15 protein-coding genes are annotated in these 16,528 nt (G+C 62.0%); 14 read left to right on the top strand and 1 reads right to left on the bottom strand.

The genetic code is table 11. The features are described 5' to 3' along the window. Positions 1-117: 117 nt before the first annotated feature. Complete coding sequence (locus tag HY282_09485) at positions 118-1,929, bottom strand: DUF4157 domain-containing protein (GenBank protein MBI3803977.1); 1,812 nt, start codon at positions 1,927-1,929, stop codon at positions 118-120. A gap of 470 nt (positions 1,930-2,399) precedes the next feature. Between HY282_09485 and HY282_09480 the strand changes: the two genes are divergently transcribed. Genes HY282_09480 through HY282_09415 form a run of 14 tightly spaced genes read left to right on the top strand, consistent with a single transcriptional unit; the run spans position 2,400 to position 16,449 of the window. Beyond that, the gene (locus HY282_09480) at positions 2,400-2,705 is read left to right on the top strand and encodes a hypothetical protein (GenBank protein MBI3803976.1); all 306 of its coding nucleotides are present in this window, start codon (positions 2,400-2,402) and stop codon (positions 2,703-2,705) included. A gap of 1 nt (position 2,706) precedes the next feature. Next, on the top strand, positions 2,707-2,934 hold the full coding sequence (locus tag HY282_09475; GenBank protein MBI3803975.1) for a hypothetical protein: 228 nt from the start codon (positions 2,707-2,709) through the stop codon (positions 2,932-2,934). Between the two features lie 39 nt (positions 2,935-2,973). Further along, on the top strand, positions 2,974-4,854 hold the full coding sequence (locus HY282_09470) for a phage tail sheath subtilisin-like domain-containing protein (GenBank protein ID MBI3803974.1): 1,881 nt from the start codon (positions 2,974-2,976) through the stop codon (positions 4,852-4,854). 45 nt (positions 4,855-4,899) lie between these two features. After that, positions 4,900-5,400 (top strand): phage tail protein, encoded by a 501-nt coding sequence (locus HY282_09465; protein MBI3803973.1) that lies wholly within the window; start codon positions 4,900-4,902, stop codon positions 5,398-5,400. 9 nt (positions 5,401-5,409) lie between these two features. After that, entirely contained in the window at positions 5,410-6,321 is a 912-nt protein-coding gene (locus HY282_09460; protein MBI3803972.1) for a hypothetical protein, read from the top strand. Further along, positions 6,318-7,148: a hypothetical protein gene (locus HY282_09455; GenBank protein ID MBI3803971.1), complete on the top strand. Its 831-nt coding sequence runs from the start codon at positions 6,318-6,320 to the stop codon at positions 7,146-7,148. The genes HY282_09460 and HY282_09455 overlap by 4 nt, the downstream gene beginning before the upstream one ends. A 10-nt stretch (positions 7,149-7,158) precedes the next feature. Continuing rightward, positions 7,159-7,977, top strand: a complete 819-nt coding sequence (locus tag HY282_09450; GenBank protein ID MBI3803970.1) for a DUF4255 domain-containing protein — start codon at positions 7,159-7,161, stop codon at positions 7,975-7,977. Beyond that, positions 7,974-10,253, top strand: a complete 2,280-nt coding sequence (locus tag HY282_09445; protein ID MBI3803969.1) for an ATP-binding protein — start codon at positions 7,974-7,976, stop codon at positions 10,251-10,253. The genes HY282_09450 and HY282_09445 overlap by 4 nt, the downstream gene beginning before the upstream one ends. Next, positions 10,250-10,516, top strand: coding sequence for a hypothetical protein (locus tag HY282_09440; GenBank protein ID MBI3803968.1), 267 nt, complete (start codon positions 10,250-10,252; stop codon positions 10,514-10,516). Before HY282_09445 ends, HY282_09440 begins: the two co-directional genes overlap by 4 nt. A gap of 3 nt (positions 10,517-10,519) precedes the next feature. Further along, positions 10,520-11,185: a hypothetical protein gene (locus tag HY282_09435; GenBank protein MBI3803967.1), complete on the top strand. Its 666-nt coding sequence runs from the start codon at positions 10,520-10,522 to the stop codon at positions 11,183-11,185. Between the two features lie 9 nt (positions 11,186-11,194). Then, positions 11,195-11,479 (top strand): hypothetical protein, encoded by a 285-nt coding sequence (locus HY282_09430; GenBank protein ID MBI3803966.1) that lies wholly within the window; start codon positions 11,195-11,197, stop codon positions 11,477-11,479. After that, positions 11,479-12,678: a phage late control D family protein gene (locus tag HY282_09425; protein ID MBI3803965.1), complete on the top strand. Its 1,200-nt coding sequence runs from the start codon at positions 11,479-11,481 to the stop codon at positions 12,676-12,678. Before HY282_09430 ends, HY282_09425 begins: the two co-directional genes overlap by 1 nt. Positions 12,679-12,727: 49 nt before the next feature. Then, positions 12,728-14,536 (top strand): putative baseplate assembly protein, encoded by a 1,809-nt coding sequence (locus HY282_09420; GenBank protein ID MBI3803964.1) that lies wholly within the window; start codon positions 12,728-12,730, stop codon positions 14,534-14,536. Continuing rightward, on the top strand, positions 14,533-16,449 hold the full coding sequence (locus HY282_09415) for a hypothetical protein (GenBank protein MBI3803963.1): 1,917 nt from the start codon (positions 14,533-14,535) through the stop codon (positions 16,447-16,449). Before HY282_09420 ends, HY282_09415 begins: the two co-directional genes overlap by 4 nt. The last annotated feature ends 79 nt before the right edge of the window (positions 16,450-16,528 follow it).

Raw genomic sequence — 16,528 nt, 5'->3', positions numbered from 1 at the left:
ATGATCGAAGAGATATTAGACCGATTGATAATATCAATGCAATCCCCATCCACATTCAGACCAGCGGCCTTCATGACCCGGCCGATGATTTGACTCGACCGAGACGACAAGGGGTCATTACGTTCGGAAGTATTGCATTTCGGGGGCGGAGGCGCGACCGCCGACCCAGCAGAGCCGGGTGAACTGAAAGCGGGTGAGGACTTCCAAGGCGGAGTAGGCCTCGTCGCGTTGGGCGCCGAAGATCATCAGGACGATGATTTTGCTTCCGACGACTTGGGTGATCGCCCAGTCGTTGGCGTCGGGGACGCCGAACGTCACCTCTTCGAGGGTGGGGTCGATCGCCATTTCATTGGCCCCTTTGACGGCGCCGGAGGGGGCCTTGTCTCCGACCAGAAAATATTCCATCGGGCCGATCACGTTCCGAGAGGTCATCCCATACTGCTGAATGACCTGTAACGCGGCGGTCGCGTTCGCCGCGCTCGAGAAGCTTTTGAGAACGCTCTTTCCGTTTTTGATCTCCTTCCCGTCGACCTTCAATTTGGCAGGATCGAACTTTGTCACCTTCGGAGAGACCGGGACGACATTGCCCGGACCGGCCCCGGCCGGCGGCGGTTTCGGTGCGTTGATCAGCAGCTGGACGGAGGCACATTTCGGATCGAAGGTGGGGACCGCCGTGTCGTTATGGGTTCCGCCGGGGCCGTCGAATCGCTGCACCTGCGCTTGATTGCCGAGAAGAAAAGCAAAGGCGGCCTGCGTGTGACGCTCGCCGAGCTGGGTCACCAGGCTCTGTCCACACGCGTTCAGATCGGCTCCACTTCCGGAGAGACCGGTGAGGAATTTGTCATAAGGGGCCAGATAATGGTCGTGCAACGCCTTGAGCTCGGCGGCATGTTCCCCCTCGCTCTTTCGGACCAGCGCCACGAAATCGGGGTTGCCCGGCTTCGCATTCATCGTCGCCGGAATTTTGGCCTTGCCGGAGCAGATCGGCGGATTGCCCAACATCGACACCGGCATCGTTCCGGTCCATCCTTTGGCGCCGGCATTCTCCGCGACGATCATGTTGGCGGAGGTTTCGATGGCAAAGCTGGGGTCGACCTGACAGGTGACCTTTCCGCCGCTTTTGCCGGTCTCTTTCACCTTTGTCGGACTAATTTCGCCGAGGAGATCGTCGAGGTTTTTAACCACCTTTCCATTCAGGGTCGGGGTGGTGAGTCCGGGGGTGTCGCCGTTGGCGATCCGCGTCAGCGGGTTCTCCGGCCGAGGGGTCGGATTGATAAACTTGGCCGAGCGCTGGATTCGAAGTCCGGGGGGGCCAATGAAAATCGGTCCCCCCGGCAACAATAAAAGGAGACTCCTCGCGCCGGCTTCGGAAGGGGGATCAGCCGGGTGGTTTGGATGAGAAGCGTCACTCGACTTCAGATGAGCGGAATCGCTCGATTTCGAAGGACGAGCTGCTTCCATCGAGGCGGTCTGTCCCTGCTGGATCACATGGGTGAGCTCATGGGCCAACAGCCGCCGGCCCTCCAGACTGTCCGGCCGATATTCCCCCGCCCCAAAAACGATATCGCTCCCCAGCGTAAAAGCGTGCGAATCGATCGCTTTCGCGGAAGCGGCGGCATCGGCGTCGGTGTGGATTCGGACTTTGGTAAAATCGACCCCAAATCGGGATTCCATAAAAAGACGCGTTCCGGAGTCGAGCGGCTGACCCGTCCCAAAGTTTTCCGGGGAAGCATCGGCCCTGTTTTCCCCCGCCGCGTGGCGCTTCGGCTGAACGACGCTCTTCTCCTCTTTGCAGGAAGGGCAAGGGGGGCCGCCGGCGGCGCACGGTGCGCAGGACTTCCTTTGGAGCACGGGGCTCGGCATCTTCACGATTTGATCGGCGATCCGGTCGGCTTCCTGCTCGTCCCGGTCACCCGGTTGGCTCAGCATCCCCTTTTGCTGAACGGGTCGACCTTGGAAGTGCCGCGTGGCCGCTTGGTTTCCCGCCGTCTGCTGGATCTGGACGATCGGATGAAGCGGTGAAGCGGAAGGAGTCGTCTTGCTTTGTCGGCGCTCCCGTTCCCGAGAGGGGGGGCGACGTGAGAGCGGTTGGCGTGCGGCGGCCATTATTTCTTCCCCTTTTGCCCGGCGTGGTGCGAACTTGGGCCGAGAAACAGCAACTTTGGTGCCGAGCGCACGAAGACCCCTAAGCGGTCTGGGAACACTTCGATCGGCGAGGGCGGTGGGGCTTTTCTGTGCCAGTGGGTGTGATCAAGAGGTCCCACTTTCAGCGGAGAGACGAATTGATTGGGGAGGGCGCGCGTGCTCGATCGTCCGATTCTTCTAGGCGGGGAGGGTCCTTCTTCATTTGGAACGGAGGCGGCCTGCGTTTTGCTATTTGTTTTTTGTGGAGAGGGACGATGCTCGACCGTGATTTGAACCGCAGAGATGAGGAGACCGTCCGACGCATTCTCAGCTACCTGCTGAGACATCCGGGGGCGCGGGATACGGTGGAAGGGATGACGCGATGGTGGCTCTTGGAAGAAGAGATCTATGAGCGGTTCGGGGAGATCTCGCAAGGGCTCTCGTCTTTGGTTCAGGAGGGGTTAATTTTGGAGGAGCGGCGCGGGGGGACGCTTCCCCTCTATCGTTTGAATCCGGACAAGAAGGATGAGGCGAAGACGCGGGTGGAGCGTCTGATCGATCCCCTTCGAAGGGAGGTTTAACATGTCGGTGCGTATGATGAATCGATCGAGACAGCTTCTGGTGATCCCGCTCAACAGCGGCGCCACCCTACATCTGGCGCCCGGAGAAGCGGCGGCCGGAATCGACTCGATTGAAGTTAAAAACAATGCCACCCTTCAAAAAATGGCCCAGAAGGGATGGGTGGTGTGGGCTGAGACCAAAGAAGAAGGGGCGGCGCATACCGGTTCGAGGCGGGGAAGAGGACGATGAGCCGCTAGGCGGGCATCGTCTATCATAGGAGGTTCAGTGATGGAAAGGCTGCATCCGGGTGTCTACATTGAGGAGGTCCCGAGCGGGGCCCGTCCGATCGAGGGGGTCAGCACGTCGACGGCGGCGTTTGTTGGAAAAGCGGAGAAAGGCCCGCTCGACCGGGCTTTTATGGTAACGAGCTTCATCGAGTTTCAGACGAATTATGGGACCTTCCTGAACGACAGCTACCTGGCGCATGCGGCGCTTCAATTCTTCAACAACGGCGGCCGGCGGCTCTATATCGTCCGGGTGGCAAACGGCGCGGTCGCCGCCGATGTGGCGATCGCCGATCGGAAAGGGACCCCCGCCAAGACCTTGACCGTCGCCGCCAACAGCCCCGGCGGGTGGGGGAATACACTCGACATCGATATCGCCGACGGCAGCCAGGATTCCGGAAACGAGTTCAAGATCACCGTGAAGCGCGATGGCGCTCCCCTTGAAGTCCACGACAACCTGAGCATGAATCCCGACGCGACGAACTTTGTCGAGAATGTCATCACCGGCAACTCCCAGCTCATTAAGGCGGCGGTCGATCCGGCAAACGATTCGACCGACAAGGGAACCAGCCAGAGCGGCGCCTCACCGGCCACGACCCTCCCCGCGGTCAACCGGAAGATGGTGGTCAACCTCAACGGCGACGGCCCGCAGACGATTACTCTCGCCGATCCGGCGACCACCGGGAGCGAAATTGCGACGGCCATTCAAAGCGCGGTCCGGGCGCTTATCCCATTGCGGGGATCGACGCCGACCCCCGTCTACTCCGCCTTCACCGCCGCGTTTTCCGCCGGCCTCTATACCCTTACTTCCGGCGCCGGCGGGAAGCGCTCTTCCGTTCAGGTCAGCAATGCTCCTTCGGCGAATGCGGCGACGCTCCTCAAGCTCGGAAAGAACAATGGGGGAATCGAACAGAGCGGCGCCGCGGTCCTCCGTCCCGCCGTCGGAACCGACTATCATGTCGGCGACGCGCCGGTGGCCGGCAATATTGTCGGCGCCAACCCCGGAAGCGATGGGACCACCCCGCAGGAAATCGATTATGAGAACGGGTTTGCGCTTCTCGATCCCCGGCGGGATGTCAACATCGTCGCCGTCCCCGGAATCGGATCAAAAACGATGGTCGACTTCGGCGGGAACTACTGCCGCAACCGCCAAGACTGCTTCTTTGTCGGCGACATGGGGGTGGCGGACGACACCAAAGAGGAGGCGCAAGCCTTCGTCACCGGGCTGACGGTGAAAGGCTCCTACGCCGCCGTCTATTTCCCCTGGCTCAAAGCGGTCGATCCGACCGGCGTCTCGCCCGAGCCGATTCTTCTCCCCCCCTCCGGCTATGTCGCCGGAATGTATGCGCGCATCGACGCCAAACGGGGTGTCTGGAAAGCGCCGGCCGGGACCGAGGCGAACATCGGCGGGGCGGTCGGGCTGACGCGGGAGATCACCGATGCCGAGCAAGACACGTTGAACCCGATCGGGGTGAATGTCATCCGCGTTTTCCCCGCCGCCGGGATCGTTATCTGGGGGGCGAGAACGGTGGCGACGCAGGCCGATCCCGAATACCGGTATGTACCGGTCCGTCGGACGGCGATCTTCATCGAGCAGAGCATCTACAACGGGATCCAATGGGCGGTCTTCGAGCCGAACGACGACGATCTCTGGGCCAGCCTGCGCCTCAACATCGGCGCCTTCATGATGACCCTGTTCCGGGCCGGCGCCTTCCAAGGAACGACCCCCTCGCAGGCCTTCTTCGTCAAGTGCGACAACCAGACGACGACCCAAGCCGACATCGATGCCGGCGTCGTCAATGTGATGGTCGGCTTCGCGCCGTTGAAGCCGGCGGAGTTCGTGGTGATCAAGATCAGCCAGAAGGCGGGCGATTCGGCTGCGTAAAGAGGAGGCGGGCCCCGCAGATCATAGAGACAAAGGAGTCCAAAGATGGCCAAGTTTACGGTCAATACCCACCGGTTCGATCCCTACCGTAACTTTAAATTCAAGGTCAAGGTCGATAACCAATATGTCGCCGGTCTGAGCAAATGCAGCTCGCTGAAAAAGAGCACCGAGGTGACTACGTGGCGAGAGGGAGGCGATCCCTCGATCAGCCGTCAGCTCCCGGGAAAGACGAAGTACGACTCGATCACGCTGGAAGCCGGCGTGACTCATGACACCACCTTTGAAGATTGGGCGAACCTCGTGAACAACTTCCAGGGGGATGCCGCCGGATCGCTGAAGAACTTCCGAAAGGACATCACGATCGACGTCTTCAACGAAGGGGGCCAGAAGGTCCTCTCGTACAATGTCTTCCGCTGCTGGGTCTCGGAATACCAGGCCCTTCCCGATCTCGACGCGAGCGCCAACGCCGTCGCCATCCAGCATCTCAAGCTGGAGAACGAGGGGTGGGAGCGGGATAAATCGGTCACCGAGCCGGCCGAGAAATAGCGATATCGTATGCCGGACTTGAGTGAACGTCCTGAAGAAGGCCTCTTTCTCCTCCCCGGCGGATATCTCGACCCCGACGGGAATCTTCAACGGGAGGGGGTGCTCCGGCCGCTGACCGGCCGAGAGGAAGAGGCGGCGGCCGATCCGGCCCGGGGGTGGACCGAGGCGACGCTGGTGACGGCGCTGCTCGGCCGCTGCGTTACGAGGATCGGTCCTTATCGGCCGACCGAGCCGCTGCTCCGATCGTTGGCCGTCGGAGATCGAGATTACCTGATGTTGCGGCTTCGGCAGATCACGTTCGGTCCTCGGGTGGAGATGACGCTCGTCTGCCCGCGGCCTCTCTGCGCCAAGAAGATGGATGCCGATCTCGACCTCGCCCAGATCTCGGTCGCGCCGAGACCGATGGCGCCGCACCACACCCTGACCCTCTCTGAGGCGGGTGCAATTCTCGATGAACAGGGCCGCTTCCAGCGGGAGGTCGTCTTTCGGATTCCGAACGGGGAAGATCAGGAGGCGGTGCGGGGGTGGGAAATGTTGGACGAACGGGAGCGGGTCGTCCGACTCTTGTCCCGTTGTCTGGCGTCGCCCCCCGATGCGGTGAGGCGATGGTCAACCCGGTCGGTGGAAGAGATCACGGCGGCGATGGAGCAACAGTCCCCGCAGGTTGAGATCGACATGGAGCTGCACTGCCCGGAGTGCGGCGGGCATTTTATCCATCCATTTGAGATCGTCCCATTCTTTATCAAAGAGCTCCTTCGGGATCGCGGGCAATTTGAACGGGAAGTGCATCTTCTCGCTTTTTATTATCACTGGCCGCTGCGGGAGATTTTGGGGCTGACCCGGCAGAAACGGCGGCGGTATCTAGAACTTCTCACCGATGAATTGGAGCGGTCGGGCCGCTCCATCCTGGGGAGGGTATGAGCGGATTTCTCAACCGGGTGTTGACAGCGGGGTTGCGGCGGGTGGGACCGACCGGTCGTGTTGCCTCCCCCGCCGTTCAAGAGACGCTTGAAAAAAAGCCGGCGCCGACCGAAGCGGCAGCGCGACCGGAGGGACGGGATGAGGACCCCCCGCGGCGGGTCGAGACCGAAAGGGAAGCCCCGGCTGGGATGAATTGGCTGGAAGAAGCGGTTGCGCCGGAGCCGAGCGGTCGGTCAATGCCGCCGGCGGGACCGATCGCACTTGATCCTCTTGCGGCCGGCCGGGAAAAGTCGATGGGGGCGGAGAGGGTCTCTTTTGAGCGGGTTGAGTTCGACCCCGCCGTTCCCTATCGCGCGCTCCGGCGGTTTCAGCCGTCTCAGAGAGGTGAAGACGGAGCGGCGTCACCGAAATCGAATCGTTCGGCGCAGGAGGTCGTCTGGAAGGTGCTGCCGATCGAGCCGTTGCGCAGTCGGTCCCGCATCCCGCCGGGAGAATCGGTTGATCCGCCGGCTGCTTTGTCTCAAGCGCAAACGCCTTCCTTCACCGATCCTCCGCAGCCGCATGCCGCGCAGATAAAAAAAGACACGGGGCCGGCGACGCTCTTCCCGAAATCGCCGGCGGAGTCATCCTCGCCGTCGGAACGGAAGCGACCTCCTTCCGGAATCGAAGCGAAATCGGAGACGGGGGATCTGGTGATCGAGCAGCTCGACGTCCGAGTGATCGCCGAGCCGGAGCGTCGGCCGCAGGTGCCGAGGATGCGGCCCGCCACCCCGAAACGTGCGGGGGCCTGGGAGACGGCGGCCCGGTATTATCTCAAAAAGGTGTGAGCGTCTGCCCATGAGCACCACCCTCGGAAAGGTCACCGAATCGTTGAAGAGTCTCTTAGAAGGGGAGATGACGCCGAACGCGCACGTCACGCTCCTCTCGCCCGGCGACACCAGCGGGCAGAACAAACGGATCAACCTCTTTCTCTATCGGATCATTGAAAACCCGCATCTCAACAACCGCGACTGGCTGCCGAAGAAGGGGACGCTCAACCAACTCGTCTCTCCGCCGCTCGCCCTCAATCTCTTTTATCTGATGACCCCCTTCGCCCCCCTCGATCCGCAGACCGGCCTGGCCGACGCCCACGGATTGCTCGGTGAAGCGATGCGGGTCCTGTATGAAAATGCAATCATCCCGCAGGTCTATCTCGAAGACGGCCTGCAGGAGGGGGAGGTGAAGGTGACGCTCCTTCCCCTCGATCTGGAGCAGCTCAGCAAGATTTGGACGGCGCTCAACAAAGATTTTCGATTGTCGGTCGGTTATGAGGTTTCCTATGTCGAGGTGCCGGCGGAGCAACAACGTCCGCTGCCGAAGCGGGTCGAAGAGGTTCATCTCGATGTTCGCGCCCCGTATCGTCCCCCGGTTCTCCAGGCGATGTCGCCGGCCTCCGGTCCGGCCGGAACCCCCCTTCAGTTCAGCGGCGCGTTCTTGAGGGGATGGAAGGTCACCGTCCGTGTCGGCGACCAGGTCGCTGTGAAAGACCAGCTCCTTTTCGAAGATCACGCTTTTACCGCCCCGGTTCCGGCAGGGCTGACGCCCGGGGTCTATGAAGTCGATGTCAACGTGGCGAACCTCTCCCGGTTCCACGAGGTCTTCGAGGTGATTCCATGAAGTCGACCCCCTCTCTCAAAACGGCGCCGTTCCGGAACAGCCGCGATTACCTCGCCGCCGAGCTCGATTGGCTCGATCGGGCGCTGTCACTCCTCCTTCACCTCTTCCATCGACGCGAGGGAAAAACGGAGGGGCAGGGCCTCTTCCTCTCGCAGAAGGAGGCCGAGCGGCTCCTCACCTCGGAAATTCGGCCGGATAATCGGCCGAAAAGTCGAATCAACGATCCCGAGGCCGATGCGCTCTCCGCCGCGCTCGATCGATTGCGACGAGAGATTCTCTCCCGTAAAAAGGCCACGCTGGAGAAGGGGGGCGCGCTCTCGCTCTCCCACCTCACGCACCTCTTTCAGCTCTCCCCGGTCGAGGAGACGGCGCTGATCGTCACCCTCGCGCCGGAGCTCGATCCAAAATATGCGAAGCTCTACGCCTATCTCCAAGACGACCTGACCCGGAAGTTTCCCAGCGTCGATCTGATCCTTCGGCTGGCGTGCCTGCGGGGCGAGGTCGGTCCGGAGGGCCGGTTCTTCTTCTCGCCGCAGGCGCCGCTGCTCCGCTGGCATCTCGTCCAGCCGGTCGGCGAAACGGGGCTCGCGATCCCGCGATTGAATCAAGGGTTTGTGCTCGATGAGCGGACCGTCGCTTTTCTCCTGGAGATCGCCCAGGTCGATGGAAAGGTTCTCCCCTATCTGCGGTCGGTCCAGCGCGAGGGAGGGGAGGAGACGGTGTTGCCGCCGCACGCGGCGGAGATCGTCTCCCAATTGCAGCGATTGATCTCATCGCAGTTCCAACGGTCTTCCGTGCCGGCGCAAAAGGTCCTCGCTTATTTTTATGGCCCCGGCGCCGCCGATGGACGGGAGATCGCCCGGACCCTCTGCGGCCGGCTGAAGGTCCGGCTGATCGAGGTCGATCTCATCGCCCTGCATCAGGCCGCCCTCTCCGGAATATTCCCCTTCAGTGAGGGGCTCCGCCGGGTCGTCCGTGAGGCGCTGCTGCAGCCGGCGGCGCTCTACCTGACCGGGTTTGAGAAAGGGCGGGAAGAGGGAGATTGGAAGACGTCGGAGACGTCGGCCATGGAAGCGCTCTTAAAGGAGGCTGCATGGCTCACCTTCATCGAAGGGGCCCAGTCGTGGGTTCCGACGGCCCCCTCCGAGGAGAGCCTCTTCTTCCCCCTCCTTCTCCCCCTTCCCGGTCCTCAATACCGGATCGAGGGGTGGAAGGGATTGGTCGGGCGGAGACCCTCAGCGGTCGGAAAAGAAGAGATCGAATCGGTCTCGATCCGATATCGTTTAACCCTGCGAGAGATGGAGGATGCGATGGCGCTCGCCCGAGACCGGGCGGCGCTGCGGGCCCCCACGCGGCCGGAGGTCGCGGTCGACGATCTCTTGTGGGCCTGCCGGGAGCGCTCACAGACCCACTTCGGCGGGCTCGCCCGATCGATCACCCCCCGCGCCTCTTGGGATGATCTCGTGCTGCCCGAATCGGTCTTTCAGCAGCTCCGGGAGATCCTCGCGCAGGTCCGACACCGGCCGAAGGTCTTCCACGACTGGGGTTTTGAGAAAAAGCTGCTCCTGGGAAAAGGGGTCTATGTCCTCTTCACCGGGCCGAGCGGAACCGGAAAGACGCTCGCGGCGGAGGTGCTGGCGCAGACGCTGGGGCGCGACCTTCTGAAGGTCGATCTCTCGGCGGTGGTCAGCAAATACATCGGCGAAACCGAGAAGAACCTGCAGCGGATCTTTTCGGGGGCCGAGCGCTCCGACGCCATTCTCTTCTTCGATGAGGCCGACGCCCTCTTCGGAAAGCGCTCGGAGGTGAAAGATGCCCATGACCGCTACGCCAACATCGAGATCAACTATCTCCTCCAGCGGCTGGAAGAATACGAAGGGATCGTCATCCTGGCGACCAACTTCTCCCAAAATATCGACGACGCCTTCTCCCGGCGGATTCAGACGAGCATCGAGTTCCCCTTTCCGAACGAGGTCTCGCGCCTGGAGATCTGGAAGAAGCACCTTCCGAAGGAGGCGCCGCTGGCCGACGAGGTCGACCTCGGATTTCTGGCAAGCCGATTTAAGGTCTCCGGCGGGAACATCCGGAACATTGTCTTAAATGCGGCGTTCCTTGCCGCGGAGGGGGGCGAGCCGATCCGGATGACCCACCTCCTTCAGGCGATCCGAAGGGAGTATGAGAAGCTCGGAAAACGCTATTCCGAATCGGAGTTTGTCCTTCCCGCTCCCGCAGCCTCCGTCCTCCCCGCCGTCTCTCCTCGAAGGAGGCCGAGATGATTCGGATCAAACGGGTTCGGATCACGTATGATCGCCTCCCGCTCGATCGCAAAGCGGCGGCGCGCCTTTCCAAGCAGATTCTCTCTCAGCTGCAGAAAGAATTGGAACAACAACCGGAGGGCGCTTCGGGAACGCTCGATCGGCTCTCCCCGCGGCCGATCCGAATCGCCTCCGATCGGACCGGCCGGACGGAGATCGCCCGGCGCGCCGCCGGGGCGGTTTGTCAGGAGTTGGTTGATCAACTCGACAGAAAAAAGGAGTAGACGATGGGAAATGGGTTGGCCAACCAGCCGAAAATTTTGAGGGGGGCGTTCGTCGATTCGAATCCGCTCGCCTTCCCGCCGCTGATCGTCCCGTTTCAGTTCAATCCGGAGACGATCACCCGGCGAAAGGGGATCAGCGTGACGGTCCCCCCTTCCCGCCGGGGACGCGAGGAGGAGGCGCCGGAGAGCGAGAGCTTGGGAGAAGCCCAGACGGTTCATACCAACCCGGAGACGCTGTCGATGGACATCCGCCTCGACGCCACCGACGCGCTGGAGAGCGGCGACCCGATCGCCGGCCAGTTCGGCGTCCTCCCGGCCCTCTCCGCCTTGGAAATGATGGTGACCCCCCGGTCGGAATCGCTCTTCGCCGGGCTGCTTGGACTCTCGGCGAATTTCGGATTCGGCGATCGGCAGAGCCCGCCGGTGGTGATCTTCGTCTGGGGCCGGCAGCGGATCTATGCGGTCCGAATCACCGATCTGAACATTCAAGAGACCGAGTATCATCCGAACCTCAACCCGATTCGGGTGACGGTCGGGGTCAGCCTTGAAGTGATCGGCGGACGAAATCCCTTCAACCTCTTTACCCAGGCGCAACAAGAATTGCTGGCATCGCTCAATCTCGCCAACACTCCGGCGCTGGCGAGGTCGACCATTATCAATATCGGATGAGGAGAGGCGATGATCTACAAAGGCTCACGCTATGCAAAGACGGAAGTGATCGCCCCCGAAAACAACGAAGGGAAGACGCCGCGCGTTTTGGAGATCCGAGAGATCCCCGAAACCGCCGGCGTGTTTGAGCATATCGTCAGCGCGGGGGAGCGGCTCGATCTTCTCGCACATCGGTTTTACGGCGACCCGAAGAAATCTTGGCTGATTCTCGACGCAAATACCGATGAGTTGAATCCGTTCCATCTTTTAAAGCCGGGCCGCCGGATTCGGGTCCCGCAGAATCGGATTGTTTGATGGAGATCAAAGAGGTCATCACCCTCGCGATCAACGGGGAGAAGCAGGACGATCTCATCCCCGATCTGGTCCGGATCGAGGTCGAAGAGTCGGTCGACGACGCGAGCGTTTTTCGGATCGAGCTCGCCCTCACGGTCGAGAAAAATGGGACGTGGCGGTATATCGACGACGATCGCTATACCCTCTGGAACCGGCTCTCGATCGAGGCCGGTTATCCCGACAGTGGCGTCGAGACGCTGATCGACGGCTACATCACCCATCTGAACGTGAACCTCTCGAACGACGCGCAGGAGGCGACGCTGGAGATCTCCGGGATGGATGCGAGCGCGCTGATGGATCTCGAAGAGAAACAGCGGGTCTGGGCGAATAAGAAAGACAGCGAGATCGCCCAGGAGATTTTTATCTCATACGGATTGAGTTACGAAGTCGAAGACACGGTGGTGCGGCAGCCCGAAACGGTCTCGGCCGTCCTTCAGACCGAGAGCGACATCCGCTTTCTCCGGCGGCTGGCGGCGCGGAATGGGTTTGAGTGCGCTGTTCAAGGGAGCAAGGGATATTTTCGGAGTCCGACGCTCGACCTTCCCCCGCAGAAGACGCTCGCGATCCAGTTCGGCGGGGAGACCAACCTTACCGGCCTCCGGTTCCGGGTTGATGGAACCGCTCCCGCCGATCTGGAGATTCGCCGGATCGATCCGTTCGAGAAGGAGGAAGAGAAGGAGACCCTCACAGAGAGCCCCCGGCGAAAGCTCGGCAAAAAAGAGCTGGCCGATTTCCAGTCGGGCCAGCGGTCCGGGCGCCTGCTGCTGAAAAATCAGGTGGCCTCTTCCTCACAGGAGATGCGGGGTCGACTCCGAGAAGGGTATCGGGGGGGAGAGCGGTTCGTCCAGGTCGAGGGGGAGATCGACTCGCGCCCCTATGGCGCGGTGCTCCGGTCGAAGCGGCTGGTGACGGTAAAAGGGGCCGGCGCACAATGGAGCGGGCTTTATTATGTGACCCGTGTCCGGCATCTCTTTACCCTCGACGGCTACACACAGCATTTCGAAGGGATCCGGAACGGATTGGGGCTGACCGGCGAGGAGGTCTTTGCCGCCGCGGCCCTCCCGACCGCGATCCCGTTCCCCGGCCTGGGCGGCGCGTCGGTCGAATCAGGCAACCGCGTCCTCCCGGCGCAGCAAGAAGGAACGACCATTCAGGGATAGCTTTGCGGAAGTTTTAACCGGCAATCCGAAATTTGAACTGGAGTGAACGATGGCTGGACCCCAACCCCCCAAGATGACCACGCTTCGACGCCGGCCGGTGATCGATTATGTGACGAAGGATTACGAGGGATTCCGGCAGGGGATGCTGAACCAGATCCCGCTCCTCTTGCCGAACTGGACCGACCGAAGCGAGAGCGATTTCGGCGTGGTGTTGGTCGAGCTCTTCGCTTACGTCGCAGATATTCTCAGCTACTATCAAGACCGGGTGGCGAACGAAGCCTATCTCCCGACGGCGACCCAGCGCCGGTCGGTGGTGGAGCTGCTCCGGCTGATCGACTACCAGATCGATCCGGGGCTGGCGGCCTCGGCCGCGGTCCATTTCGAAGTGTCGGCCGACGTGACCGTCAGCGGGGCGTCGCTTCCGTATCGGCTCAAGACGGCGGGGGTGCCGGGGGAGCCCGACCGGACGTTCGAGATCACGCAGGAGTTCTCGCTGAAGCAGCGGAACAGCGCGATCGACCTGACCACCTCCGCCGTCCACCTCACAGACCTGGGAGCGGAGACCCAATCGATCGAACTGACCCGGACCGACCATGCCCTTGATGAAGGGGGTGCGATTTATTTTGAGGAGAAACGCCCCCAGCCCGACGGCGCGGTCAAGGTTCGCCGCTCCCCGATGCTTCAGATTATCAAAGTTGAGCCGGCGGGGGTGAACGTCGATCGGATCACCTGGCTGCCGCCGCTCCCGGAGCCGCTCGATCCGACGAAAACGACATTGAAGGGGAACAACGTCGTCGCGACGCACGGAGAGTCGATCTTCGATGAGCCGCTCTTCATCGGCGACGGCACCCCCGGCCAGCGGCTCTCCCTCTCCCGCAGACCGGTCACCCACCTGATCAAGATGGGGCCGTTCACCCGCCGCCGGTCGCGGCCTGAATTGGAGGTCCGTGTCGACGGCGTTCTTTGGGACGAAGTCGAAACGCTCTTCCAGAGCAGACCGTCCGATCTTCACTATGTGGTCTCGATCGATGAGAACGACACGCTGACGATCACCTTCGGGAACGGTCAGCGGGGAAGCGTCGTCCCCGCGGGGGCGCAGGTGAAGGCGGTCTACCGGATCGGGCTGGGGAGCCAGGGGAACGTCGGGGCCGATACCCTGACGGTGGCCCCCTCCGCGATCCCCCAAATCACGAAGCTCACCAATCCGTTTCATGCGGAGGGAGGGGCCGACCGGGAGACGACCGAAGAGGCGAAGATCTCCGGGCCGGGATCGATCATCGCCCAGGAGCGGGCGGTCACCCTCCATGATTATGAGCTTTTGGCCGTCGCGTTTCCCGGCGTCGGAAAGGCCAAAGCGCGGGTCGGCCTTCGCGGCGGCTACAAGGTGGTCCAGGTTTACATCGCGCCGGAGAATCCGACCGTGATCCCGCCGCCGTTCGCCGGCGGGGCGCTGAAGGAGGCGCTCAAGGGGCAGTTGGAAGCGCGCCAACCGGTCAATCGGATGGCAGGGGTCGATGTCCTTGATCCGATTTATGTCCCGGTGGATCTCTCGGTCGACGTCTACCTCAAGGCCGACGCGGGCCAGGAAGCGGTTCGCAAAGCGGTGCTGGCCGTCTTGCACGACCTTCTCAGCTTTTCCCGGTTGGAATTCGGCCAGCCGATCCGGGTGGGGGAGGTCTTCTCGGCGCTTTACCCGGTCGAGGGGGTCGCCTATGTTCTCCTCAAGCGATTGGCCCGAAGCGGGCTTCCCCCGGAGACGATGAAAGAAGGATGCGATTTCGCCGACGTTCCGATCGGGGAGAATGAGCTGGCATATGAGGGGCTCCTCACGATCAACCTCTTCGGAGGGATTCGATGAGTAATCCGGTGCTCACACCGAGCGTCGATTTTCCGACGCTCCTCTTTCAACTCCTTCCGGGGATCTATCGCGACAAAGATGCCGCGGGAGAGCTGCAGCGTTTTCTGGAGATCGTCTCCGGCCCACTTGAAGAGGTCGATCTCAGCATCGCCCAGCTCTATGAGGACCTTTTTCTCGAAAATGCCCGGGAACCGTTTATCCCCTTGATCGGCGCGTTGATCGGGGTCGAGATCGATCCGACCCTGCCGGAGCGGGCAGAGCGGACCGAGGTGGAGGAGGCGGTGGCCTTCTACCGATCGAAAGGGCTGCACGACCCGATCGCCCAGTTCGCGGAGCGGGTGACCGCCTGGCGGACGGTGCTCGTCGATTTTTCCCAGCGGGTGGCCCAGGTGCCGTTTGTCCCCGATCTGAATCCTGTCCTTCCTTATCGGAATCAGTCGGTCGGAGAAGATCCGCCGGGAAGCGGACATTTTTTCTTCCGGGCCGACCAAAAACTTCAGCCGCTCTTTGACCGAAAGACCGGACGTCCGATCACCCGTGCGGCGATGCTGGGACAAGAGTCGGCGTATGCCGGGATCGAGGGGCGCTTCGCCCTCCGGGATCGCGGCGTCGATCTCTTCTTGCCCGATCCGACGCCGCCGTTTGGGGTGGTCGCCGCCGATCTGACCGATTTCGCCGATCCGAAAACGCCGAGCGGCGCTTCTCTCGTTCTCCTGCCGAATCAGGTCGCGGTCGATCCGGAGCTGGGACGTTTTCAGATCGTCTCGCCGGTTCCGCTCGCCGGCAACCTCACCGTCGATTTCCAAGTGTTGGTCCCGGCGTCGGTCGCCGTCCAGACATTCGACCTTCGCGATCCGAGGGGGATAGCCCGGCTGAACCGGAGCGATGATCCGGCCCCCCACACGCTCGACCTCCGTCGTCCGAGAAGCGCGACCGATCGGATCGGGAGATATCATTTCGACAACCTCGGCTTTTTCTTTACATTGGGCCGACCGCAAAACAATCAGCGGCCCAACGTCTTGCCGCCCGGCTCGCAGAGCGGGAATTTCACCTTCGACGGTCGCCTTCTCGGAGCCGGCGACACGGACGGGGTCGCGCTCCAGTTCCAAGACGGAATCGACGGCGCCACGCTCACCGGTCGAAAGCTCGACGCGGCGGTGGCAGATTATTGCGGGACGCCCCGCGGCTTCACCCTCCGGGTCAACGGGGTTGATCTCTGCAGCCCCGACTTTCAGCCGACCGTCACGCTGCGCGCCGCCGACCTCTCCGACTTCGCCAACCCGAAGACGCCGTCCGGTGCGGCGATGACCCTCGCTTCCACCGATGTCGCGGTCGATCCTCAGCTGGGACGGTTCAAGCTCGATCTCACGGGACTGGGGATCTCCGCCGAGCAGATCCGGGTCGATTTTCTCTTGGCCCCGGGACAGAACCATCTGGGGACGGCGCCGGTGGCCCTCTCGGAGACGATCCATGATCTTTTTGGATTCGATCCCGAGGGGAAGGGGATTGTCTTGCGCGACGGCGAAGATGGGATGCCGATCTCGGTGAAGCGGCGGCTCGGCGCGGCGCTCTCGGATTTTGACGGGACCCGCAGGGGGTGGACCGTCTATCAAAATGGGATCAATGTTCGCGGAACCCTTTCGGCGGAAGAAAAAATACTCGACGATCCGGCGACCCCGGTGACACCGGGCCGGCTGGCGGTCGATCTCGATCGAGGTCGGTTCAAATTTCCGGCGGGCTTTTTCTCGCCGACCGACGTGATTACCGTCGATTACAGCGATGAAGACATCGCCGGAGAAGCGCAGTTGCTGACGAGCTTCTTACAGCGCTCCCCCAAGCTGCTGCCGGCGGGGGTCGTCCCGGTCCCGATCGACACGCGACTCCCGCCGGTCGATCCGAAGGTGATGGAATAAAATTGCTGATTTCGGATCGCGGAGTAATAAAGATTGTTTCTTTTGACCTTCAATCCGCAATCCGAAATGAAATGGAGAA

Source organism: Candidatus Manganitrophaceae bacterium, from assembly GCA_016200325.1.
Taxonomy (GTDB): domain Bacteria; phylum Nitrospirota; class Nitrospiria; order SBBL01; family Manganitrophaceae; genus Manganitrophus.
This window is presented reverse-complemented; position numbering and strand designations above follow the sequence as displayed.

Bases quoted from the DNA above. Each gene is read 5' to 3' on its own strand.
- HY282_09485 (MBI3803977.1), bottom strand. From the start codon at position 1,929: ATGCTGAGCCAACCGGGTGACCGGGACGAGCAGGAAGCCGACCGGATC.
- HY282_09480 (MBI3803976.1), top strand. From the start codon at position 2,400: ATGCTCGACCGTGATTTGAACCGCAGAGATGAGGAGACCGTCCGACGC.
- HY282_09475 (MBI3803975.1), top strand. From the start codon at position 2,707: ATGTCGGTGCGTATGATGAATCGATCGAGACAGCTTCTGGTGATCCCG.
- HY282_09470 (MBI3803974.1), top strand. From the start codon at position 2,974: ATGGAAAGGCTGCATCCGGGTGTCTACATTGAGGAGGTCCCGAGCGGG.
- HY282_09465 (MBI3803973.1), top strand. From the start codon at position 4,900: ATGGCCAAGTTTACGGTCAATACCCACCGGTTCGATCCCTACCGTAAC.
- HY282_09460 (MBI3803972.1), top strand. From the start codon at position 5,410: ATGCCGGACTTGAGTGAACGTCCTGAAGAAGGCCTCTTTCTCCTCCCC.
- HY282_09455 (MBI3803971.1), top strand. From the start codon at position 6,318: ATGAGCGGATTTCTCAACCGGGTGTTGACAGCGGGGTTGCGGCGGGTG.
- HY282_09450 (MBI3803970.1), top strand. From the start codon at position 7,159: ATGAGCACCACCCTCGGAAAGGTCACCGAATCGTTGAAGAGTCTCTTA.
- HY282_09445 (MBI3803969.1), top strand. From the start codon at position 7,974: ATGAAGTCGACCCCCTCTCTCAAAACGGCGCCGTTCCGGAACAGCCGC.
- HY282_09440 (MBI3803968.1), top strand. From the start codon at position 10,250: ATGATTCGGATCAAACGGGTTCGGATCACGTATGATCGCCTCCCGCTC.
- HY282_09435 (MBI3803967.1), top strand. From the start codon at position 10,520: ATGGGAAATGGGTTGGCCAACCAGCCGAAAATTTTGAGGGGGGCGTTC.
- HY282_09430 (MBI3803966.1), top strand. From the start codon at position 11,195: ATGATCTACAAAGGCTCACGCTATGCAAAGACGGAAGTGATCGCCCCC.
- HY282_09425 (MBI3803965.1), top strand. From the start codon at position 11,479: ATGGAGATCAAAGAGGTCATCACCCTCGCGATCAACGGGGAGAAGCAG.
- HY282_09420 (MBI3803964.1), top strand. From the start codon at position 12,728: ATGGCTGGACCCCAACCCCCCAAGATGACCACGCTTCGACGCCGGCCG.
- HY282_09415 (MBI3803963.1), top strand. From the start codon at position 14,533: ATGAGTAATCCGGTGCTCACACCGAGCGTCGATTTTCCGACGCTCCTC.